Source organism: Mycobacterium sp. 852002-50816_SCH5313054-b (assembly GCF_001667185.1).
Classification (GTDB): Bacteria; Actinomycetota; Actinomycetes; order Mycobacteriales; family Mycobacteriaceae; genus Mycobacterium.
In genome coordinates this window covers 88,267-108,749 of record NZ_LZIC01000054.1, presented here as the reverse complement: position 1 = coordinate 108,749, position 20,483 = coordinate 88,267, and the positions used below count along the sequence as shown (strand labels likewise).

Here is a 20,483-nt window from a genome sequence, read left to right as displayed (position 1 = left end):
GACGTTTGGCCGTGTGGGGTACGGGTATGCCGCGAACCAGTGCCACGAGCCCCGTCATCAATCTTGCTAATCGCCGATCCCGGTGTTCCGGCGGTGATCGCCGAACGTCTTTCTGACTCGCTCTCGGATGCGCTGACGGACGGCGCTCCCGCGGACGGCAAGTGGGACGTGTCTGTGCGACGCCACGCCTACCCGTTCGATGAGCACGCCGAGGTCTTAGAGGTGATCCGCACCGTCGACCCGGCTGGCGAGACCGAGGACATCGTTATCTACCTGACCGATCTACCACGACGTCTCGGGACGACGCCGGTGATTGCTGACATCAGCTTGCATAGCCGGTTCGGACTGATCTCCATCCCCGCAGTGGGCGGTTTGTTCATCGATCGCCGGGTGAAAAATCTAGCGCGGACAATCGTGGCGGAGGTGACGGGCCAGTCGGACAAGCAAAACCGATCCGTCAAGCGGCTGACCCGGATGCAGGAGGACGACGTTGTCCGCTACGTCGCCCCCACATCCTTGTCACGCCTGCAACTTCTGACGGGCATGGTTTACGCCAACCGCCCGTGGCGATTAGCTGCTGGTATGTCCAAGGTGTTGATGGCGGCGTTCGCCACTGGGGCCGTGAGCCTTGCGTATCCGACAATTTGGCAGTTGTCCGACACGATGGGCCCTTGGCGATTGAGCGCGGCGACGATCTTGGCGAGTACAGCGATGATCGCGTGGCTCATCCTTCACCACGAACTATGGGAACGGCCGCATTCGGCCGGCGAACGTGAACGCGCGGTGCTGTACAACGCAGCGACCGTTGTCACCCTGACCATCGGCGTCGTCATTCTCCACATCGGGCTGTTCATCCTGCTGCTGCTGACCGCCTGGTGGACGCTGCCACCGCAAATGGTCGCGCAAAATATCGGCCACCCCGTCAGCCTCTCATCCTTATTGCTGATGGCCTGGCTGGTGGCGGCGGTCGCAACATTGGGCGGTGCCCTGGGATCGGGGTTGGAGGATGACCACGCCGTGAAGGCCGCGGCGTATGGGGTGCGGCAACGCCAGCGATTCGACAAATCGAATTGACGCACGCCCCCCCCCCCGCACGGGACTTGCCACTTCTCCAGCCTGCGTGCAACGACCAAGTCCGATTTCTCTTTGACCTCGTGGTGCGAATCTTGTGCGGGATCGCATCTGCGCTGGTCAGATGGTGCCCCGCAGGATTCGAACTTGCGGCCCTGATCAATACCCAGGCCGCTGGGGGCGCGGCCCGGACAGTCGCCCGGCCCCGTCAGGACGACGGCGAGGCGGACGGCGACGGTGACGGCGACGACGAGGACGGCGTCTGCTTGATCTCTATGTGGTCCGTCTGCGCGTAGCCCGGCGGATGGCCGCAGGCCGGCACGACGTAGGTGTGCTCAGCGGTGCCGGTAAGGGTGTTGGGATCCCACGTTATGTGGGTGCTCGTCGCGTATTGGATGTAACTGCCGTCCGCGCAATTCACGTTGTTGAGCGTATCCAGTACCCATTGGCCGTCGACCAACCGAGCTTGGCTGCTGCCCGCCCCGGCCTTGATCCAGAGGCAGCCGTCGCCGCAGGAATTGACCGTCCAACTGCTGGTAAAGGTCGCGCCCGCAGGAGTTGTCGCGGTCTCGGTGTAGCTGCCGTCCATCGTCGGTGTGTCCGCCCACGCCGTGCCGGCCGCACCGACGGTCCAGGCGGCGAACATTGCGGTTGCGGCGAAGCGCCGTGCGATAACCATGACCTTGCTCCCTCCGGGCAGCTCATCGATGCGTTGGGTGGTTCTGATGGTGTATCACAGGTTCGGGTTCACCGCGATTTGGCAAACCGGCCGGGCTCAGTAGGTAGGTTGGTCGCGATCGTGACGCATTCACCCGCGAAGGAGTCAGCGCCGAAGTGACCGAGGATCCGCGCGCTGATGGCGTCTCGCGCCAATACGACCGGTGGGACTACCCGCCCCCGGTCACCGATTTGGAGGCCTGGACCAAAAGCCACTGGGATTGGTTCGATCCGTTTTGGGCGCATCGTGTCTTGTGGCCGGACCGGGAATACCGACCCGATCTCGACATCCTGATTGCGGGTTGCGGCACCTACCAGGCGGCGGTCTACGCCTTCATGAATCGAGACGCCAAAGTGACGGCGATCGACGTGAGCCGGTCGGCCTTGGAGCACGAGCGGTATCTGAAGGGCAAGCACGGATTGCGGAATTTGGAGCTGCACCTGCTTCCGATCGAAGAGGTGTCCACGCTCGCGGGCGACTTCGACCTCATCGTCTCCAGTGGCGTCCTGCACCACATGGCGGATCCCCTGGCCGGATTGCGGGCGCTCGGCGAGTGCCTGCGCCCGGAGGGGGCCTTGGGCGTCATGCTCTACGCGAAGTACGGCCGAGTCGGCGTCGAGATGCTCGAATCCGTATTCCGCGACCTCGGGCTGGCGCAGGATGAGGCGTCGGTCGAGCAGGTCAAAGAGGCGCTCGCGACGTTGCCGGGGGACCACCCCGTGCGGAGCTACCTGAAGGTGGCGCGCGACCTGCTGTCCGATGGCGCCCTCGTCGACACCTTCTTGCACAGCCGGCAACGCAGCTACACCGTCGAGGAGTGCCTGGATCTCGTCGGCTCGGCCGGGCTCACATTCCAGGGATGGTTTCACAAGACGCCGTACTACCCGCACGACCTGGTGGCCCCGGCCGGCGGATTCCCGGCGGCCCTGGACCGACTGCCCGACACCAAACTCTGGTCGGTGATGGAACGCCTGCAGCCGGCAAATGCCACCCACTTCTTCATCGCATGTCGCCCCGAACGTCCGAAAGAGCAATACACGATCGACTTCTCGACGGACGGATCGCTCGATTACGTTCCGCTGGCGCGCACGGCGTGCCTGCTGTCGGGCGAGGAGATTTTCCTGCCCGGGGCGAAGCTGAAGCTCGACCCCGCCCGGCTGCGCTTCGTCCGGCAGGTCGACGGGCGTCGCACGATCCGGCAGATCGTTGAGTGCGTGGCACGCGACCGCGGCGCGGCCAACGAGAGCCAGGTCGAGCTCCAGGAATCCGCGCGCACACTGTTCCGGTCGCTGTGGCGGCTCGACTTTCTGGCGATGGCGCTCAACACGAACCCGACCGGTTAGCCTTGCCGCCGACGGTGCCCGAAGTCGTCACTCATAAACTGACCCCTCGTGGGCCTGCTGTTTAGCTTTGCGCCGTGGATCGTCTATTGGGCGCTGGTCGGTAACGTTCCGTTCGCCGCCGCCGCGCTGGTCGCGCTGGCGTTCGCCGTCGCGGTGATCGCGGTCGATCGCTCGGCGGCCAAACCGTGGGAGCCACTCCAAGTCGGCTCTGCCGCGGTCTTTTTGGTGCTGACGATCCTGGCCTTCGCGCTCGATGACTCTTTCAACCAGCGGTGGATATTGCCGCTGGGCAACGCCGGGATCTTCGTGGTTGCTCTGGCCGGCGCGCTGCTCGGCAAGCCGTTCGCCCGCGCGTTGGCCGCCGCCGAACACCCCGCCGACGTCGTCAAGACGGCGCTGTTCGCCCGGATGGCCGGGTTGCTGACCTGGGTCTGGATCGCCGCGTTCGCCGGCATGACGGCGTCGGCGGCGATCCCGCCGATCGTGGCCGCCGACGCGACGATCCTCGACACCAAGACGCCGCTGTCCTACGTCTGCTACTGGGTCATCCCGTTCTCGCTGCTGGGCGTCGCGGCGCTGGCCTCGCGCCTCCTGCCCGACCGGATGCTGGCGGGCATCGACGACCTCGCCCGCGAGACTTCGTTCGTCGCCTACGACGAGGCCACCATCGACGAGCTCTACTACCTGGCGCAGGAACACGCCAATCGCGAGGTCGGCCCCGGCAAGGAGGCCTACAACGTGAAGGTCGGGGGGATGGGGACGCCGCTGACGGGCGACGAGTCCAAAAAGTCGTGGCCCTCTACCTACAAAGTGCGGGATAAGCGGCGTTAGAAGCGCAAAGATCGGCTTCATGTCATCACCTCGCCTGACGTCGCTGCCCGGGTGGCTGGCGGCGGGAACGGCGTTGATCACCGTCGCGGCCTGCTCGTCGGATCCCCCGCCGTCGCTCTCGGCGCCGTCGCTCAAGGAACTGAGCACCGCCGCGGGAAAGGTTTTGATGATCTCGCCGGAACAGCTGTTGGCCGCCACCGGCGGCGTCACGCCGGTCGCCTTCGGCAAGCCCGCGCACGGCAGCATCGCGTACGGCGCCTACGGGGCGATGGTCTACACGCCGGACGCCGGCTTCACCGGCACGGATCAGCTTCCGGTCACCGTCAGCCACGCCGTCAGGCTCTACGCCGAGGACGAGGCGCCGCTGCTGATCGTCGGCGAGGTCGCGGTGCAGGCCAACGCGCACGGCTCCGCGATCGCCGCGGTGCCCGGCAGCACCGACGAGATCTACGGCCTGTCCGACCGGGGCCCGAACGTCGACGGGCGCACCCCCGGCGAAAAGGTGCTTCCGGTACCGAATTTCCATCCGCAGATCGCCAAGCTCAAACTCGCCCGCGGCGTGGCGACGCTGGAGCAGATCATCACGCTGACCGGGAAGGACGGCGCGCCGCTGGTGGGGCTGATCGACCCGCGGGCCGCCACCGGCGAGTCGATGGTGGACCTCAACGGCAACCGCCTGCCGCAGTCGGACCACGGCCTGGACACCGAGGGCCTGGTCGCCATGCCCGACGGCACGTTCTGGGTGTCCGACGAGTACGGCCCGTTCGTCGTCCACTTCGACGCCAACGGCAAAGAGCTGGAACGTCTTTCGCCGTTCGACGGCAGCCTGCCCGCGGAGCTCGCGCTGCGCGGCCCGAACCAGGGCATGGAAGGGCTGACCATCACCCCCGACGGCGGCACGCTGGTGGGCATCATGCAATCGGCCCTGGCCACCCCGGGCTTGGTCGGCTCATCCCGGTCCGTCCCACTGACCCGGATCGTGAGCATCAACCTCGCCAACCGCGGCGACATGCACGAGTACCTCTATCCACTGGCCAACCCGCAGCAGACGAAGGTCGCGGTGTCGGAAATCACCGCGTTGAGCGCGACCACGTTCCTGATCGACGAGCGCGACGACGCGCCGCAGCCCAACGGCAACAAGAAGATCTACGTGGCCGACATCTCCGGGGCCACCGATGTCGGGCCGCACTCCACGGCCCCGGGGGCTACCTATCAGGCCGGTGCCGGCGGGCTCCTGATCGACGGCGTCCCCGTCGAGACCTTCGTCGGCATCGGCACCGACGCGGCGGCCGGCGCCAAACTCAAGGCCGCCGGCATCACCCTCGCCACCAAAGCGCTCAAGCTCGATGTCGGGGATCTGGTACGAACGCTCTCGGCCGACGGCAATTTCTTCGGGCATGACCATATCGAAGGGGTCATCAGCCGGGACGGCGGCAACACGCTGATTCTCGCCAACGACAGCGACTTTGGGTTGGCCGGCCTGGCCTCCGATGCGCCGCCGTTTCAGCTCAAGCCCAAGATGCTGCCCAACGGCACCCAGGACAGCGGTGAGATCCTCGTCGTCGATACCACGCGGGTACCCGCCACCACCGAATCGGTGACGGTGCCGATCAAAGTCGGCTGAGGAGTCTGGCGCGCAGGTCGGCGCCCTCGCACTCGGCGATGCCTTCAATGGCCAAGCTTGCGGAGCAGTCGCTGAATCCTCACGCCGATTCGAGGGTGACCGGAAGCGATTGATGCCGGCGGATGATGTTGTTTTCGGCCCAGGTAGGTGGGCCGCTGACGTGGATGCGGTCGACGCGATCGATCAGCGCGCGCAACATGGCGGCCGTCTCCCGGCGGGCCAGGGCCTGGCCGGCACACGCATGCGCGCCGTTGCCGAAGCCGAGGTGTCGTCCCGCGTCGCGGCGAATGTCGAAGGCGTCCGGGTCTTTCCATTCGCGTTCGTCGCGGTTGGCCGAGGCGTACATGACGAGGACGCGCGCGCCCGCCGGAATGGCGGCACCGGCGATCTCGGTGTCATGCCGGACCAGCCGGGCAAACGCGCGCAGCGGCGATTCGTAGCGCACGATCTCGTTGACCGCGTTGGGAATCAGACCTGGGTCGTTCTTGAGGAGTTGCCACTGCTCGGGGTGACTGGCGAACAGGGACACGGCGTTTGAGATGGCGCTGATGGTGGTGTCGAGTGACGGCGCGATGTAGTCGATCATCAGCGCCGTGCACTGCTCGCGGCTCACGGTCCCTGCGTCGACCGCGGCGAGCAACTCGTCGACGATGCTGCCCTCGAGCACGGTGCGGCGGCGGACGACGCGGCGAGCGAATCGCAACATCTGCAGGCTGCGCGGGAAGGACATGAGGGCTTGCCGATTCAGCGGGCCCAGCATGTCGAATGTGGCCCCGCCCCAGTCGATCAGCAGTCCCCGCTCGTCACGGGGCCATCCGACCAGATCGGGCACCACGGCCAGCGGCAATGCCGAGGCGAGGTCGGCGACCGCGTCAACCGTGCGGCGGCGCGCGGCGGTGTCGACGATGGCGGCTGCTTGATCATCGATGGTGTCGGCGAGGTCGCGCAACGCTCGCGGAAGTAGCCGGTGCGCAACCAGTTTGCGTCGCCGGTCGTGCTCCACGCCGTCGCTGTTGAGCGTCGTGCCTCGCGACAGCCGATTGCTGATCGGATTGAGTGCCACGCCGTTGCCCGAGATGAACGTCGCGTCATCCCGCAGCGTTGCTTTGCACTCGGCATAGCGGGGCAGCGCGTAGACGCCCTGCCGGCTCAGCCACACCACCGGTCCGAGCCGGCGGAGCCGGCGGTAGTGCGGGTACGGGTCGACCACTGCCGACTTGGCGTAGATGTTTGGACCGTAGCTCGCGACGTTGCGGGGGCCGTTCCGCATCAAGTCGGCCCAACTTGGCGCTGGAGCCCACGGAAAATATTGCCGCGCAGCGCATCACACAGCGCTGCGGCGACGGCGCGCTGCAGCAGCCATGCTCGGTGCAGTCGGTGTGGTCGCGATGTGCCAGGTTCGTCGATCATGCTCATGCCATGGCCAACCCTTTCTTACTGACGATATCGTCACATACGAACATATCGTCAGTCAACCGTGCTTCATTGTCGCGTTGTGCGGCGGCAAGACAAACCGACCCGGGTGTCGTTGGGCTACGTTGGTTTGGTCGGACCGCACCCCGCCAAGAGGAGCAGCGATGAACGCGCCCAGTCCTGACGCCATCCGCGCGGAGACGGTCACGATCGCCGGCCACGGCGGCGACGAGATCGAGGCCTACCGGGCGACCCCGCTCGCCGAGGGACCGCGCGGCGGAATCGTATGGATTCACCACATGCCCGGTTACGACCGGGAAACCAAGGAATTCGTCCGCCGGCTCGCGGTCAACGGCTACCACGCGGTGGCCCCCAACCTGTATTCGCGCGAGGCCCCGGGTGCCGCGCCCGACGATGCCGCGGCGACGGTGCGCGCCGCCGGCGGGGTCCCCGACGAACGACTGGTCGGCGACGTCGCGGGCGCGGTCGAGCACCTGCGTTCGCTGCCCGGCGCGAACGGGAAGTTCGGGGTCATCGGGCACTGCTCGGGCGGTCGGCACGCGTTTTTGGCGGCGTGCTCGCTGCCGTTCGACGCCGTGGTGGACTGCTACGGCGCGTTCATCGTCGAGGACCTGCCGGAGGGCATGCCCAAGGCGATGCAACCGATCCTGCACCTGGCGTCGAACCTGAGCTGCCCGCTGCTGGGACTGTTCGGGGCCGACGACAGGTTCCCCGCGCCCCCTGCGGTGGCGGCCCTGGACGCCGAGCTGACCAAGTTCGACAAACCACACGAGTTTCACTCGTATGAAGGCGCGGGCCACTCGTTCTTCTCCGTCGACCGGCCGGCGTACCGGCCCAATGCGGCGATGGACGGCTGGCGCCGCATCGAGGACTTCTTCGCGACCCACTTGAAAGGCTAGGTGCGCCAAGACATGTGCACATACCTCACCGAACACGTGCAGATCGTCGGCAGCGGCAAGGGGGCGACGGGGTGGTTCGGCGCCAGCGCCGCCACCGTGTACGTCGACCACCCCGTGCACGCGCCGTACGGCCACACGGTCAACATCGACGTGATCAATCCCGGCCTGGGCCCGTCGGCGCGGGTCGCCCTCGAGCTCACCGAGGAGAGCGCGCTGGCGCTCGCCGACGCCATCTATCGAGCGATCGCCAACGCCCCGGCCGGGCTGGCTTCCGGGGACCAGGCATGACCACCCAACCCGACTACCCTCAAATGGCCGCCGCCCGCGGACGCGTCGAGCCCGCGCCGCGCCGCGTTCGCGGCTATCTCGGCCACGAGCTGGTTTTCGACACCACCGCCGCGCGGTACGTGTGGGAATTGCCTTACTACCCGGCGTATTACATCCCGCTGGGCGATGTGCGCACGGAGTTCCTCGTCGACGAGGACCACCCGCAGCAGGTGCAGCTTGGTCCGTCGCGGCTGCACTCGCTGGTCGGTGCCGGCCGGACCCATCTCTCGGCGGCGCGGGTGTTCGACGCCGGTGACGGGCCGGTAGCGGGCACCGTGCGCTTCGACTGGGATCCGCTGCGGTGGTTCGAGGAGGACGAGCCGATCTACGGCCACCCCCGCAACCCGTATTCGCGGGTCGACGCGCTGCGCTCCCACCGCCATGTCCGCGTCGAGCTCGACGGAATCGTCCTCGCCGACACCGGATCTCCGGTGCTCCTATTCGAAACGGGTTTGCCCACAAGGTATTACATCGATCCGACCGACATCGCGTTCGAGCACCTGGAACCCAGCTGCACCCGGACGCTATGCCCGTACAAGGGGGTGACATCGGGCTACTGGTCGGTGCGGGCCGGCGGCACCACGCATCCGGACCTGGCGTGGACCTACCACTACCCGCTGCCCGCGGTCGGGCAGATCGCCGGCCTGGTGGCCTTCTACAACGAGAAACTCGATATCAGCGTCGACGGTGTGGCGCTGTCCCGGCCCCGGACCCAGTTCAGCTAGCACGCGGCGAGCAAATTAATTTCGCAATCGGCGCGCCGGAGTCTGCAAAATGTGACTTTTACCTCTTTCGGCCCGAATTATAAGAGAGTCTTATTTGCCGGGCTCGCCAGGGGCAGGCGCCGTCTGTTAGCCGAGCCACTGAAAGCGCAGGTAATTCCCGGAATTCGGTTCGCCCCCAAACGGCCGCCGGTGTCCTCGATAATAAATTTCTAAGTGTGCATCGAGTGGCTGGTGTGACCTGTCTGACAGCACCGATCTCGAATTCTTTGTGCGCGAAATTCGCTCGGTAAAATTTGACGAAAGCAGCCCTCTACGGGTGGTGGGGTCCGGTTCGTGCAGGCGCGCGGCGCCCACCGAGGGAACCGGACGTACTACGAAGACAGCAAAGGCGGTACCAGCATGCTCGCAGTGAACCACCGACATGAGGCCGGAGACGGCGGCGTCATCGAGTTGGGAGCGGCGGCCGGGTTCCCGATCGTCGTCGAGGTCGCCGTGCAGCAAGGTCCGATCAGCGGCATCGCCGCCAGCCCCGACGGCACCCGACTGCTGGTGGCCAACCACGCCGCCGACAGCGTCTCGGTCATCGACACCGACACCTGCCGCGTCGTGCAGACCATCGCGGACCTGCCAGAGCCCTTCGCGCTGGCCGTGGCCGGCCACAACACCGACCGCGCCTACGTCACCACCGTGACACCGGCGTACGACTCGATCGGCGTCATCGACGTGCCGACCAACACCGTCGTCGCGACACATCCGCTGGCGGACAGCGTGAGCGACCTGGTGGTTAGCCCCGACGGCACCCACGTCTACGCGAGCCGAAACGGCGCCGGCGGCGCGGGTATCGCCGTCCTGGACGCCAAGACCGGGCGCGTGGCGGAGCTCGCGTGGGCGAACCGGCCCGGAACCACAACCGAATGCGTGCGGGCCAGCGCCGACGGGGGCCGGCTGCACGTCGCCACGAACGGACCCGCCGGCGGTCAGCTCGTCGTGATCGACACGCGCACGCCGTCCCGGTCGCGCGTTCTGGGCACCGTCGAGATCGGCCTGACCATCCGCGACGTCGCGCTCAGCCCCAACGGCGCGCTGGCGTACGTGGCCAGCTGCGCTCCCGAGTTGGGCGCGGTGATCGACGTCGTCGACACCCGCACCGCCAAGGTCACCGGTACGCGCAAGATCGGCGAGATCGGCATTCTGACGGGCTTGACGCTCAGCGGCGACGGCGACCGCGCCTACCTGGTCAGCGACGACGGCATCACCGTGTTGTGCACGCTCACGCACGACGTCATCGGCACCATCGGGGTCGCCCACCAGCCGTCGTGCGTGGTCGAAAGCGCCGACGCGAAATACCTGTACATCGCCGACTATGCCGGCATCGTCACCGTGGCGCCGGTCGCCTCGATCGTCGCCCTGGGCATCGAGACGTCGGTGCACGACAACGAGACCCCGACCGAGTGGGTCGTGCCCGAGTTGCCGGACTGGGAGCCGGCCCTGGCCTGACGCTGCGCCGCAAACCCGACGACTCGCGCTTAAAACGCACATTGTCGGGGGAACCCGTTTTCTCATAGCCGTGTGCGGCGATAGCATTCGCCCGACCGCACAGGTGGCGGTGTCGCGCCGAGAGAGTGAGGCGGTACCTCGATGGACAGCACGATGCAGGACTATCCGTTGACGATCGCCGCGATCATGCGGCACGGCTGCGGCGTCCACGGAGCGCGCACGGTCACCACCGCCACCGGCGATGGCTACCGCCGCATCACCCACCGCGAGCTGGGCCAACAGGCCGCCCAGTTGGCAAACGCGTTGCGCCGCCTCGGCATTACCGGGGATCAGCGCGTCGCGACGTTCATGTGGAACAACGCCGAACACCTGGCGGCCTACCTCGCGGTGCCGTCGATGGGTGCCGTCCTGCACACCCTCAACATCCGCCTGTTCCCCGAGCAGATCGCCTACGTGGCCAACGAGGCCGAGGACCGGGTGGTGCTGATCGACGCGTCGCTGGTCAAACTGCTCGCCCCGGTGCTCGGCGAACTCGAGACCGTGCAGACGGTGATCCTGGTCGGCGAGGGCGACCCCACGCCGCTGCAGGAATCCGGCAAGACCGTGCTGAGCTATGCCGAGTTGATTGACGCCGAATCACCCGACTTCGAGTGGCCGGAGGTCGACGAGAGGTCCGCGGCCGCGATGTGCTACACCAGCGGCACCACCGGCAACCCGAAAGGCGTTGTCTACAGCCATCGTTCGAGCTACCTGCATGCCATGGCGGCGTGTACCACCAACGGCATCGGGGTCGGGGCCATCGACAGCGTGCTGCCGGTCGTGCCGATGTTCCACGCCAACGCGTGGGGGCTGCCGTACGCGGCGCTGCTGGCCGGCGCCGACCTGGTGCTCCCCGATCGTCATCTCGACGCCCCCGCGCTGATCGGTATGGTGGAAAAGCTGCGGCCCACGGTGGCCGGCGCGGTGCCCACTATCTGGAACGACGTCCTGCACCGCCTGGAGGACGACCCCGAGCACGACATGTCGTCGCTGCGCCTGGTGGTCTGCGGCGGCTCGGCCGTTCCGGTGTCGCTGATGCGCACGTTCGAGGAAAAGCATGGTGTCCAGATCCGTCAGCTCTGGGGCATGACCGAAACATCGCCGATGGCCACGATGGCCTGGCCGCCGCCGGGAACCCCCGAGGATCGGCACTGGGCGTACCGCGCGACGCAGGGCCAGCCGGTGGGCGGCGTGGAGATGCGGATCGTCGACGACGAGGGCGCGGCGCTGCCCAACGACGGCGAGGCCGTCGGCGAGGTGGAGGTCCGCGGCCCGTGGATCGCCGGCTCCTACTACCTCGGCCATGACGACTCCAAGTTCGACTCCGGTTGGCTGCGCACCGGCGACGTCGGCCGCATCGACGACCGCGGCTTCGTCACCCTGACCGACCGCGCCAAGGACGTCATCAAGTCCGGTGGGGAATGGATCTCGTCGGTCGAGCTGGAGAATTGCCTCATCGGGCACCCCCAGGTGCTCGAGGCCGCCGTCGTCGGGGTGCCCGACGAGCGGTGGCAGGAACGACCGCTGGCGGTCATCGTCGCCAAGCACTCGTCGCTGGGCGCCGAAGATCTGCGAAAGTTCCTCGCGGACAAGGTGGCCCGGTGGTGGCTGCCCGAGCGATGGACATTCGTCGACGAGATTCCGCGCACCAGCGTGGGCAAGTACGACAAGAAGGCGATTCGGGCGCGATACGCCGAGCACGGTTATTGGGTGGTCGAGGCCCGCGACTGAGAGGGCGCTGATGCGCGAGCAGACGCAGAATCGCGTAATTCCGCATCCAAACGTGCGATTCTCTGTCTGCTCGCGACTGGGAAGGTGAGGTGCGCACATGGGCCTGCGCGTCGTTCAGTGGGCGACCGGATCGGTCGGCACCGCGGCTATCAAGGGCGTGTTGGAACATCCCGAGCTCGAACTCGTCGGCTGCTGGGTGCATTCGGCGACCAAGGCCGGCAAGGACGTCGGCGAGATCATCGGCACGCCACCGCTGGGCGTCATGGCGACGAACAGCATCCACGACGTGCTCGCGCTGGACGCCGACGCGGTGATCTACGCGCCCTTGCTGCCCAGCGTCGAGGAAGTGGCCGCGCTGCTGAGCTCGGGCAAGAACGTGGTGACCCCGCTCGGGTGGTTCTACCCGAGCGAAAAGGAGGGCGCCCCACTGGAAGTCGCCGCGCAGGCCGGCAATGCGACGCTGCACGGCGCCGGGATCGGGCCCGGTGCGGCCACCGAGCTGTTTCCGCTGCTGCTGTCGGTGATGTCGACTGGCGTGACTTTCGTTCTCGCCGAAGAGTTTTCCGACCTGCGCACCTATGGGGCACCGGATGTGTTGCGTTACGTGATGGGCTTCGGCGGCACGCCCGACAGCGCGCTCACCGGGCCGATGCAAAAGCTGCTCGACGGCGGCTTCGCGCAGTCGGTCCGGCTCTGCGTCGACCAGCTGGGCTTCGCCGCCGGCCCGATCCGGTCGTCGCAGGAGGTGGCCGTCGCGACCGCGCCGATCGACTCGCCCATCGGGGCGATCGAGCCCGGCCAGGTCGCCGGTCGCCGCTTCCACTGGGAGGCGCTGGTGGGCGACGCGGTGGTGGTGCGGATCACCGTGAACTGGCTGATGGGCTCCGAAAACCTCGACCCGCCTTGGTCGTTCGGGCCGGCGGGGGAGCGCTACGAGATCGAGGTGCGCGGCAACCCGGACACCTTCGTGACGGTCAAGGGGTGGCAGCCGGAAAGCGTGGCGGCCGGCCTGCAGAGCAATCCCGGGATCGTCGCGACCGCCGCGCACTGCGTCAACGCGGTGCCCGCCACCTGCGCGGCGCCGGCCGGGATTCAGAGCTTTTTCGATCTCCCGCTGATCACCGGCCGGGCCGCGCCCGGACTGGCGCGGTAGTGCCGCGAGACATAATCCGTTGCGACGCATTTCGGCGTGTCGTCGCAACTGGTTATGTGTCGCGAGACCCCGCCGAGCCGCCTTCGGTACGGTCGGAATCATGTGCCGACTTTTTGGCTTGCACTCCGGGACGGACGTTTGCACCGCGACCTTTTGGTTGCTCAACGCCCCGGACAGCCTGTCCAAGCAGAGCCGCCGGAACCCCGATGGCAGCGGGCTGGGCGTCTTCGACCGCGACGGGCGGCCGCAGCTGTACAAGGACCCGATTGCGGCCTGGCACGACACCCGGTTCGCCACCGAGGCGCACGAGCTGACCGGCACGACCTTCATCGCCCACGTCCGTTATGCGACGACGGGTTCGCTCGATGTCCGCAACACCCACCCGTTTTTGCAGGACGGCCGGATCTTCGCGCACAACGGCGTGGTCGGGGGGCTGGATGACATCGACGAACGGCTGCGCGAGCTCGGCACCGACGGTCTGGTCCTGGGCGAGACCGATTCCGAGCGGGTGTTCGCGTTGATCACCGGCTCGATCCGTGCACGGGGTGGCGACGGGACCGCCGGCCTGGTCGACGCCATGCGCTGGCTGGCGGCGAAGGTGCCGATCTACGCGGTCAACGTTCTGTTGAGCACCGCCACAGAGATGTGGGCGCTGCGTTACCCGGACACCCACGAGCTCTATGTCCTGGATCGGCGCCACCAGCACGAGGCGGCCGCGCCCGAATTCGACTTGCGCACACACCGAATCCGCGCGCAGTCCGAGCATCTGTGCACCCGCTCCTCGGTGGTGTTCGCCAGCGAACCGATGGACGACGATCCGCGCTGGCAGCCGCTCGAGCCCGGAGAGCTCGTCCACGTCGACGCCGGGCTGCAGATCACCCGCAGCGTGGTGCTACCCGACCCGCCGGCGCATCCGCTCCGCCGGGCCGACCTGAGCGAGCCCGTCCAGCGGGCCCAGCACACGTCGGCGTCGGGCCTTTCGGCGTGACGACCAGACGCGCGCTCGTGCTGGCCGGTGGCGGGATAGCGGGAATCGCATGGGAGACAGGAATTTTGCGCGGCATCGCCGACGAGGCTCCCGCGGCGGCGCGGGCGCTGCTGGATTCGGATGTGCTGGTGGGGACCTCGGCGGGTTCGGCCGTCGCCGCGCAGATCGGCAGCGGCTGCCCGCTGGAGGCCCTGTACGACCGGCAAGTGGCGGAGTCATCGGCCGAGATCGATTCCGGCGTCGACATCGACGACATCACCGAAGTGTTCCTGACCGCCCTGGCCGAACCGTTCGACGAGGCGCAGGACAAGACCCGGGAGCAGATGCGGCGGATCGGGGCCGTGGCGCTGGCCACCAAAACGGTTGCCGAGTCCGTCCGGCGCCGGGTGATCGCCCAGCGCTTGCCGTCCCACGACTGGCCGGAACGGGCGTTGCGGATCACCGCGATCGACGTCGCCACCGGCGAACTGGTGGTCTTCGATCGTGAGTCGGGTGCCGGGCTCGTCGATGCGGTGGCGGCCAGCTGCGCGGTACCGGGGGCGTGGCCGCCGGTGACGATCGGGGGGCGGCGCTACATGGACGGCGGGGTGGCCAGCTCGGTCAACCTGCCGGTGGCCGGCGATTGCGCCGCGGCGGTAGTGCTGGTCCCGTCGGGCGCCGATGCGCCGGCGGCGTTCGGCGCGGGGCCGGCCGCCGAGATCGCGGCGTTCCCCGGCCCGGCGCTCGCGATGTTCGCCGACGCCGACTCGTTGGCGGCGTTCGGACCCAATCCCCTGGATCCGCGCTGCCGCATCGATTCGGCCATGGCCGGGCGTGAACAGGGCCGCCGCGAAGCCCGGGCCGTCGCGCGCTTCCTGGGCGCCTGACCCCGGCGCGATCAGCCGTCGAGCGCGGGCGGCGCGGCCTGCTCCGGCTCGGCTTCCAGCCCGTCGAGGGCCTCATCGGCCAGCGCCCGGCCCGCGGCGATGACCTCCACCGCCCGGTGAAATTCCAGGCCCCGGCACGTCGAACGCGGCACCTCGATCAGCAGGTCGGGCGGGTAGGCCGCCAGCGTGTGGCGCGCCAGCGCGGACTGGGCGATGTCGATCGTGCGGTTCATCACCTCGAAGCTGCCCAGTTTGGGCACCGCCGGAAGGTCGGCGATGTCGTCGGGGCCGACGTCTTCGGCTTCCGCATCGTCTGACCCGAACCGGCCGAGCACCGCGCGCGCGGTCGGCCGGTCCAGCAGGGACCGCGCCGCCGCGGTGTCCAGCAGCGCGGACGTGCTGCGCACCATGCGGTTCAGCCACTCGACGGTAGCCCCCGGCTCCGCGTCACGGTGGTCTTCGATGCCGCCGGCCTCGCTGCCGCTGAGGCTGACCGCGATGGTCAGGTCGGCGTTTACCGCGGCGATCGGCGCCATCGGCAGCGGGTCGAGGATGCCGCCGTCGGCCAGCAGGCGCCCGTCGAACGCGTGCGGCGCGATCACCCCGGGAATCGCGATGGACGCGCGGATCGCCTCGTCGAGGGGGCCGCGCTGAAACCACACCGACTTGCCGGCCAGCAGGTCGGTGGCGACGGCGGTGTAGGGGATGGGGAGTTCCTCGATGGACACCGGCCCGAGGATGTCGCGCACCGCGTCCAGGATCTTCCCGGCCCGCAGCACGCCGGCGGCACTGATGGACGGGTCCAGCAGGCGCAGGATCGTGCGTTGCGTCAGCGACTTCGCCCAGTCGGCGAACTCGTCGAGGCGCCCGGCCGCGTGCAGACCGCCGACCATCGCGCCCATCGAGGAACCGGCGATCCCGACAACCTCGTAGCCGCGGGCCCGCAGCGCTTCGATCACGCCGATGTGGGCGTAGCCGCGGGCGCCGCCGCTGCCCAGCGCCAGCGCCACCCGAGTGGGTGATGAGCGTCGCGGCATGCGTTCATTCTGCGCGGCGGCAGCCGCAATCCGCACTTTTCGTACGCGTGATCACAATTGCCCGAAGCCCCGGCCTACCCGCATTCGTCGCCGGCGGCCGCGCGCGCGGCGGTGATCACGGCCGCCTGCCTGGCCAGCGTCAGCTCCGACCATCGGGCGCCCCAGGTGCCGGGTGTGCCCGACGGCGAGGCCTGCACCATCGCCAGGTACGGCTCGAGCAGCGACGCACCCGTCCTGGGCTGGGTTTCCATCCAGACTTTTGCGGCGTGACAGGCCTGGAAGTACTCCTCCTCGGTCGAATCCGCGGGGACGTCGACCCTGGTCGTCACCCCGCCCGGGGTGAGCCCGATGGCGCCCGGCGGCGCCGAGGCCGGGCCGCGGGGGATGCTCGACGGGCGCGCCGACGGGCTCGTCGCGGTGCCGCCGGGCGCGCCGTGCGCGCACCCCGTGACCGCCAGGAGAAGCGTCGCGACGACAAGCGCGGTCCGCTGCCCGGGGCGATGACGGCAACGGCGCACGGTCCCAATCTATGCAACACTGGCGACCGTGATGGAGCGCTTCGGATTTTGCGAGTGTTGTCGGCCCTGACCCGCCGCCGCTTGCCTATCCGTTGACCCTGGAGCTCCTCGAATGTCCGTTTCTTTTGCGGCGCCTGCCGCCGTCTCGTCGCCCCTCAAACCCGCACCGGGACCCACCCGGTTGCGGGTGCCCGACCTGCTGCACGCCACCGACCAGGCCGCCGACCATGTCCTCAGCGGGCGTTGTGACCACCTGCTGCCCAGGGGCGGGGTGCCGGAATCCAAGCGCTGGTTCACCCGCATTCACGGCGACGAGGAACTGGACATCTGGCTGATCAGCTGGGTGCCCGGTCACGCCACGGAGCTACACGACCACGGCGGGTCGCTGGGTGCGCTGACCGTGCTGTCCGGTTCACTCAGCGAATTCCGCTGGGACGGAAAGGGTTTGCGGCGGCGCCGGTTGGACGCGGGCGATCAGGCCGGGTTCCCGCTGGGCTGGGTGCACGACGTGGTGTGGGCGCCCAGGCCCGTTCCGCAACCGGCGACGAAGGCGGCGCCCGCGGCCGTGCAGCCGACCCTGAGCGTGCATGCCTACTCGCCACCGCTGACCGCGATGTCGTACTACGAGGTCACCGAACACAACCGGTTGCGCCGCGACCGCACCGAACTGACCGATCAACCGGAGGGATCCTGATGAGCCGCATCGACGTTGTCCTGAGATCGGCCCGGCGCCGGTTCCGCCGCCTTCGCGCCACCGAGGTGCCCGAGGCGCTCCGGCGCGAGGCCGTGCTCGTCGACATCCGGCCGCAGGCCCAGCGGCTCCGCGAGGGCCAGTTGCCGGGCGCGCTGGTGATCGAACGCAACGTCCTGGAATGGCGGTGCGACCCGACCAGCGACGCCAAGTTGCCCGAGGCCGTCGACGACGACGTCGAGTGGGTGATCGTCTGCTCGGAGGGCTACACGTCCAGCCTGGCGGCCGCCGCGCTGCTCGACATCGGCCTGCACCGCGCCACCGACGTCATCGGCGGCTATCAGGCGCTGGCCAGTTCCGGTGTGCTGGACCAGCTCACCGGTGAGCCGGTGGGCCCGCGCCGGTCAGCGACGGTGGACGCCGGTACGGCCGTTCGCCGCTGGCTCTAGCTACCCGGTGGAGGTGGCATCGGAATGGAGGAGCGGCCGCAGCTTGGCGGTCTTTTCGTCGGTCCAACCGGGCGGCGACAGCACCGCCGCCCAGCCGTTGGCCGCGTCGGCGACGTAGTGATGGCCGTGCCCGTCGGGCACGTCCACGGCCACCGCCATGTCGGCCGAGACCTGAAGGAAGGTCACCACCGGGATCCAATAGGTTTCGGGCAGTACGTCATACCCCCGCTTTTCCCGCAGCCAGTCCGGTTTGGCGAATAGCAGGTCGGGGGTCCACCAGGCGATCGGATCGGAGGCGTGCTGTAGATAGACCACCCGCGGGTGGTCCCACGGTGCGTTGGGGCGCTGCAAATCGCTTGGGCGGGCGACGAATCGGACGTTTCTACCGTCGTTGTAGATCGGCAACCACTCCGGCGACCCGCCGTCGCGGGCGGAGGTCAAATCGGTCCAGATGGTGTTCTGGAAGGTCGGTCCGCTGAACAGCGCGCCATCGGTGCGCGCCAGGACATTGTTCAGGCTCATGAACGGCGCCTCGCCGCCGAACGATCCCAGGCTCTCGCCGAACACGACGAGCTTGGGGCGTTGCGCCTCGGGCATTTGCCGAATCAATCTGTCGACCGCCTCGAACAGCGCCTGGCCGGCGTGGCGGGCATTCTCCTTGTCCACCAGGAACGAAAGCCAACTCGGCAAGAAGGAATACTGCATGCTCACGATCGCGGTGTTGCCGTTGTACATGTACTCGAGCGCATCCGCCTCGGCCTCGTTGATCCAGCCGGTGCCCGTGGTGGTCCCGACCGCGACGACGGCGCGTTGCAGTCCGCCGGTGCGCTGCAGCTCCCGCGCCGCCAGATCCGCGGTCGCCGTGATGTCGTCGGCGGAGTTCAGCCCGGCGTAGGCCCGGATCGGTTCGGTGGCCGGAGTGCCGTTGAAAGCGGCGAGTTCGGCGACCTTCGGGCCGGCTTGCACGAAGATGCGGCCCTGGTGGCCCAGCGACTCCCACGACACCAGCGACTGCGGGCCGCCGGATCGCAGCGGCGTTTTCGGGGCCGCGGTGTCGGGGCTCATCTCGTTGTTGGCCGAGGCGAAGGTGTCGTTCATGGTGCGCATGGCGAACTTGAGCACCACGCCGTTGAGCAGGGTGATGGTCAGCACCACGAGCACGACGATGACGATGGTCACCGAAAGGCGAAACGGCGCAATGCGATCCAGCTGCTCCACCAGAAAACGGACCAGCCACCGGATGAACTGGCCGATTTCGACCAGCGTGAACAGCACCACCAGCGACAGGCCGGCAGCCACCGGGTAGTCGTACCACTTCAGGTGCTGCACGCCCATCAGGTCGCGCACGCGGTCTTGCCAGACGTGGAACCGAATCGCCATCACCACCATGCCGGCCGCGCCGACCGGGATCAGCACCATCCACGCCCAGCGTGGCGCTGGCGGGCTGTAATTCTTGGTGCGCATGAAGCGGACCAGCCATACGCCGAACACTCCGAACCCGTAGCCGATCGCGCCGGAGATGCCGCTGACCAGCCCCTGGAACAGCGCGGCGCGCGGCAGCAGTGACGGCGTCATCGAAAACCAGATGAAGATCAGCCCGACCGTGGTGCCCATAAACGTGTAATGGCGCACCCACCAAGGCCTTTTGGGCGAGCGTGGTTCGCGGGCCTCCGGTTTGGCCTCGGGCTCGGTGTCGCGGGCGGCTTCGTCCTCGGGGACGGTCGTCGTGGGACTCGGCTCGCTCATCGAAGCGTCCTATCGGTGGGTGAATTTTGCTGCCCGCTTCTCGATGAATGCCGCCATTCCCTCGGACTGGTCCTCGGTCGCGAATGTGGAATGGAATAGCCTGCGTTCGTAGAGAAGCCCTTCGGACAGTGTGGATTCGAAGGCGCGGTTGACAGCTTCTTTGGCCATCCGCGCCGCCGACCGCGACATCTGCGAAATCGTGGTGGCGACGGCCTTGGCCTCGGTCAGCAGGTCGTCGGCCGGCACCACCCGCGAAACCAGGCCGCTGCGTTCGGCTTCCGCGGCGTCGATGGTGCGCCCGGTCAGGATGAGGTCCATGGCCTTGGCCTTGCCGATGGCGCGGGTGAGCCGCTGCGAACCGCCCATGCCGGGCAGCACCCCGAGTTTGATCTCGGGCTGGCCGAACTTCGCGGTGTCGGCCGCGATCAGCAGGTCGCACATCATCGCCAGTTCGCAGCCGCCGCCCAGCGCGTGACCGGCCACCGCGGCGATCGTGGGGGTGCGGACGGCGGCCAGTTTGCCCCAGGCGGCGAAGAAGTCGGCGTCGAACGCGTCGGCGAACGTCAGGGCCACCATTTCCTTGATGTCGGCGCCGGCCGCGAACGCCTTGGCCGAACCCGTGATGACGATCGCCCCGATGCCTGGATCGTTGTCCAGTTCGGTTGCCGCGCTGGTGACTTCGCGCATCACCTGGCTGTTGAGCGCGTTGAGCGCCTGGGGCCGGTTCAGCGTGATGATCCCGACCCGCTGGTCGCGCTCGACCAGGATGGTCTCGTAGTTGTCGGTCACCCGAACC

The 20,483-nt window shown here is 68.0% G+C and carries 20 protein-coding genes; 14 read left to right on the top strand and 6 right to left on the bottom strand.

Annotated features, from left to right (window positions below; genetic code table 11):
* Nucleotides 1-63: 63 nt before the first annotated feature.
* Nucleotides 64-1,074, top strand: a complete 1,011-nt coding sequence (locus A5787_RS11670) for a hypothetical protein (RefSeq protein WP_231993936.1) — start codon at nt 64-66, stop codon at nt 1,072-1,074.
* Nucleotides 1,075-1,279: 205 nt separating this feature from the next.
* Here the strand turns inward: A5787_RS11670 and A5787_RS11665 are convergent, their stop codons facing one another.
* Nucleotides 1,280-1,750, bottom strand: a complete 471-nt coding sequence (locus A5787_RS11665; protein WP_066966283.1) for a hypothetical protein — start codon at nt 1,748-1,750, stop codon at nt 1,280-1,282.
* Between the two features lie 155 nt (nt 1,751-1,905).
* On the opposite strand from A5787_RS11665, the gene A5787_RS11660 reads away from it, so the two are divergent.
* The 3 genes from A5787_RS11660 to A5787_RS11650 are packed head-to-tail and all read left to right on the top strand — an operon-like array spanning nt 1,906 to nt 5,587.
* On the top strand, nt 1,906-3,132 hold the full coding sequence (locus tag A5787_RS11660) for a bifunctional 2-polyprenyl-6-hydroxyphenol methylase/3-demethylubiquinol 3-O-methyltransferase UbiG (protein ID WP_066966280.1): 1,227 nt from the start codon (nt 1,906-1,908) through the stop codon (nt 3,130-3,132).
* 48 nt (nt 3,133-3,180) lie between these two features.
* On the top strand, nt 3,181-3,963 hold the full coding sequence (locus A5787_RS11655) for a hypothetical protein (protein ID WP_066966277.1): 783 nt from the start codon (nt 3,181-3,183) through the stop codon (nt 3,961-3,963).
* Nucleotides 3,964-3,982: 19 nt separating this feature from the next.
* Complete coding sequence (locus A5787_RS11650) at nt 3,983-5,587, top strand: esterase-like activity of phytase family protein (protein ID WP_082977175.1); 1,605 nt, start codon at nt 3,983-3,985, stop codon at nt 5,585-5,587.
* 79 nt (nt 5,588-5,666) lie between these two features.
* Here the strand turns inward: A5787_RS11650 and A5787_RS11645 are convergent, their stop codons facing one another.
* A complete protein-coding gene (locus tag A5787_RS11645) occupies nt 5,667-6,857 on the bottom strand; it encodes a cytochrome P450 (RefSeq protein ID WP_066966274.1) in 1,191 nt (396 codons plus the stop codon).
* Between the two features lie 307 nt (nt 6,858-7,164).
* Here A5787_RS11645 and A5787_RS11640 point away from each other — a divergent pair, with 307 nt between their 5' ends.
* The 8 genes from A5787_RS11640 to A5787_RS11605 all read left to right on the top strand — a co-directional run bounded on the left by A5787_RS11640 (nt 7,165) and on the right by A5787_RS11605 (nt 15,246).
* Nucleotides 7,165-7,920, top strand: a complete 756-nt coding sequence (locus A5787_RS11640) for a dienelactone hydrolase family protein (RefSeq protein WP_066966271.1) — start codon at nt 7,165-7,167, stop codon at nt 7,918-7,920.
* 12 nt (nt 7,921-7,932) lie between these two features.
* Nucleotides 7,933-8,208, top strand: a complete 276-nt coding sequence (locus tag A5787_RS11635) for a DUF6295 family protein (protein WP_066966355.1) — start codon at nt 7,933-7,935, stop codon at nt 8,206-8,208.
* Nucleotides 8,205-8,972 carry a DUF427 domain-containing protein gene (locus A5787_RS11630; protein ID WP_066966269.1) on the top strand — a complete coding sequence of 256 codons (768 nt, stop codon included), beginning with the start codon at nt 8,205-8,207 and terminating at the stop codon, nt 8,970-8,972. Before A5787_RS11635 ends, A5787_RS11630 begins: the two co-directional genes overlap by 4 nt.
* Before the next feature lie 399 nt (nt 8,973-9,371).
* Complete coding sequence (locus tag A5787_RS11625; protein ID WP_066966352.1) at nt 9,372-10,469, top strand: YncE family protein; 1,098 nt, start codon at nt 9,372-9,374, stop codon at nt 10,467-10,469.
* A 141-nt stretch (nt 10,470-10,610) separates the two neighbouring features.
* The gene (locus tag A5787_RS11620; protein ID WP_066966264.1) at nt 10,611-12,239 is read left to right on the top strand and encodes a long-chain fatty acid--CoA ligase; all 1,629 of its coding nucleotides are present in this window, start codon (nt 10,611-10,613) and stop codon (nt 12,237-12,239) included.
* Nucleotides 12,240-12,336: 97 nt separating this feature from the next.
* Nucleotides 12,337-13,392 carry a dihydrodipicolinate reductase gene (locus A5787_RS11615; RefSeq protein WP_066966261.1) on the top strand — a complete coding sequence of 352 codons (1,056 nt, stop codon included), beginning with the start codon at nt 12,337-12,339 and terminating at the stop codon, nt 13,390-13,392.
* 100 nt (nt 13,393-13,492) lie between these two features.
* The gene (locus tag A5787_RS11610; protein WP_066966258.1) at nt 13,493-14,380 is read left to right on the top strand and encodes a class II glutamine amidotransferase; all 888 of its coding nucleotides are present in this window, start codon (nt 13,493-13,495) and stop codon (nt 14,378-14,380) included.
* Nucleotides 14,377-15,246 (top strand): patatin-like phospholipase family protein, encoded by an 870-nt coding sequence (locus A5787_RS11605; RefSeq protein WP_066966254.1) that lies wholly within the window; start codon nt 14,377-14,379, stop codon nt 15,244-15,246. Before A5787_RS11610 ends, A5787_RS11605 begins: the two co-directional genes overlap by 4 nt.
* Before the next feature lie 11 nt (nt 15,247-15,257).
* Here A5787_RS11605 and A5787_RS11600 read toward each other — a convergent pair whose 3' ends face one another.
* Together A5787_RS11600 and A5787_RS11595 are read right to left on the bottom strand one after the other, a co-directional pair.
* Entirely contained in the window at nt 15,258-16,283 is a 1,026-nt protein-coding gene (locus A5787_RS11600) for a patatin-like phospholipase family protein (RefSeq protein ID WP_156763896.1), read from the bottom strand.
* Between the two features lie 74 nt (nt 16,284-16,357).
* Nucleotides 16,358-16,801 carry a lipoprotein LpqV gene (locus tag A5787_RS11595; RefSeq protein ID WP_066966249.1) on the bottom strand — a complete coding sequence of 148 codons (444 nt, stop codon included), beginning with the start codon at nt 16,799-16,801 and terminating at the stop codon, nt 16,358-16,360.
* A 112-nt stretch (nt 16,802-16,913) separates the two neighbouring features.
* On the opposite strand from A5787_RS11595, the gene A5787_RS11590 reads away from it, so the two are divergent.
* Together A5787_RS11590 and A5787_RS11585 are read left to right on the top strand one after the other, a co-directional pair.
* Entirely contained in the window at nt 16,914-17,495 is a 582-nt protein-coding gene (locus A5787_RS11590; protein ID WP_082977174.1) for a cysteine dioxygenase family protein, read from the top strand.
* Nucleotides 17,495-17,941, top strand: a complete 447-nt coding sequence (locus A5787_RS11585) for a rhodanese-like domain-containing protein (protein ID WP_066966242.1) — start codon at nt 17,495-17,497, stop codon at nt 17,939-17,941. Before A5787_RS11590 ends, A5787_RS11585 begins: the two co-directional genes overlap by 1 nt.
* On the opposite strand, the gene A5787_RS11580 is transcribed toward A5787_RS11585, so the two are convergent.
* Nucleotides 17,942-19,687: an alpha/beta-hydrolase family protein gene (locus A5787_RS11580; RefSeq protein ID WP_066966240.1), complete on the bottom strand. Its 1,746-nt coding sequence runs from the start codon at nt 19,685-19,687 to the stop codon at nt 17,942-17,944. It lies immediately after the preceding gene.
* A 9-nt stretch (nt 19,688-19,696) separates the two neighbouring features.
* Nucleotides 19,697-20,476 carry an enoyl-CoA hydratase gene (locus A5787_RS11575; RefSeq protein WP_066966237.1) on the bottom strand — a complete coding sequence of 260 codons (780 nt, stop codon included), beginning with the start codon at nt 20,474-20,476 and terminating at the stop codon, nt 19,697-19,699.
* Nucleotides 20,477-20,483: the final 7 nt, after the last annotated feature.

What these genes read in the sequence shown, in the direction of transcription:
- A5787_RS11665 (WP_066966283.1), bottom strand. Translation starts at nt 1,750, where the DNA reads ATGGTTATCGCACGGCGCTTCGCCGCAACCGCAATGTTCGCCGCCTGG.
- A5787_RS11650 (WP_082977175.1), top strand. Translation starts at nt 3,983, where the DNA reads ATGTCATCACCTCGCCTGACGTCGCTGCCCGGGTGGCTGGCGGCGGGA.
- A5787_RS11645 (WP_066966274.1), bottom strand. Translation starts at nt 6,857, where the DNA reads ATGCGGAACGGCCCCCGCAACGTCGCGAGCTACGGTCCAAACATCTAC.
- A5787_RS11640 (WP_066966271.1), top strand. Translation starts at nt 7,165, where the DNA reads ATGAACGCGCCCAGTCCTGACGCCATCCGCGCGGAGACGGTCACGATC.
- A5787_RS11635 (WP_066966355.1), top strand. Translation starts at nt 7,933, where the DNA reads ATGTGCACATACCTCACCGAACACGTGCAGATCGTCGGCAGCGGCAAG.
- A5787_RS11630 (WP_066966269.1), top strand. Translation starts at nt 8,205, where the DNA reads ATGACCACCCAACCCGACTACCCTCAAATGGCCGCCGCCCGCGGACGC.
- A5787_RS11625 (WP_066966352.1), top strand. Translation starts at nt 9,372, where the DNA reads ATGCTCGCAGTGAACCACCGACATGAGGCCGGAGACGGCGGCGTCATC.
- A5787_RS11620 (WP_066966264.1), top strand. Translation starts at nt 10,611, where the DNA reads ATGGACAGCACGATGCAGGACTATCCGTTGACGATCGCCGCGATCATG.
- A5787_RS11615 (WP_066966261.1), top strand. Translation starts at nt 12,337, where the DNA reads ATGGGCCTGCGCGTCGTTCAGTGGGCGACCGGATCGGTCGGCACCGCG.
- A5787_RS11610 (WP_066966258.1), top strand. Translation starts at nt 13,493, where the DNA reads ATGTGCCGACTTTTTGGCTTGCACTCCGGGACGGACGTTTGCACCGCG.
- A5787_RS11600 (WP_156763896.1), bottom strand. Translation starts at nt 16,283, where the DNA reads ATGCCGCGACGCTCATCACCCACTCGGGTGGCGCTGGCGCTGGGCAGC.
- A5787_RS11590 (WP_082977174.1), top strand. Translation starts at nt 16,914, where the DNA reads ATGTCCGTTTCTTTTGCGGCGCCTGCCGCCGTCTCGTCGCCCCTCAAA.
- A5787_RS11585 (WP_066966242.1), top strand. Translation starts at nt 17,495, where the DNA reads ATGAGCCGCATCGACGTTGTCCTGAGATCGGCCCGGCGCCGGTTCCGC.
- A5787_RS11580 (WP_066966240.1), bottom strand. Translation starts at nt 19,687, where the DNA reads ATGAGCGAGCCGAGTCCCACGACGACCGTCCCCGAGGACGAAGCCGCC.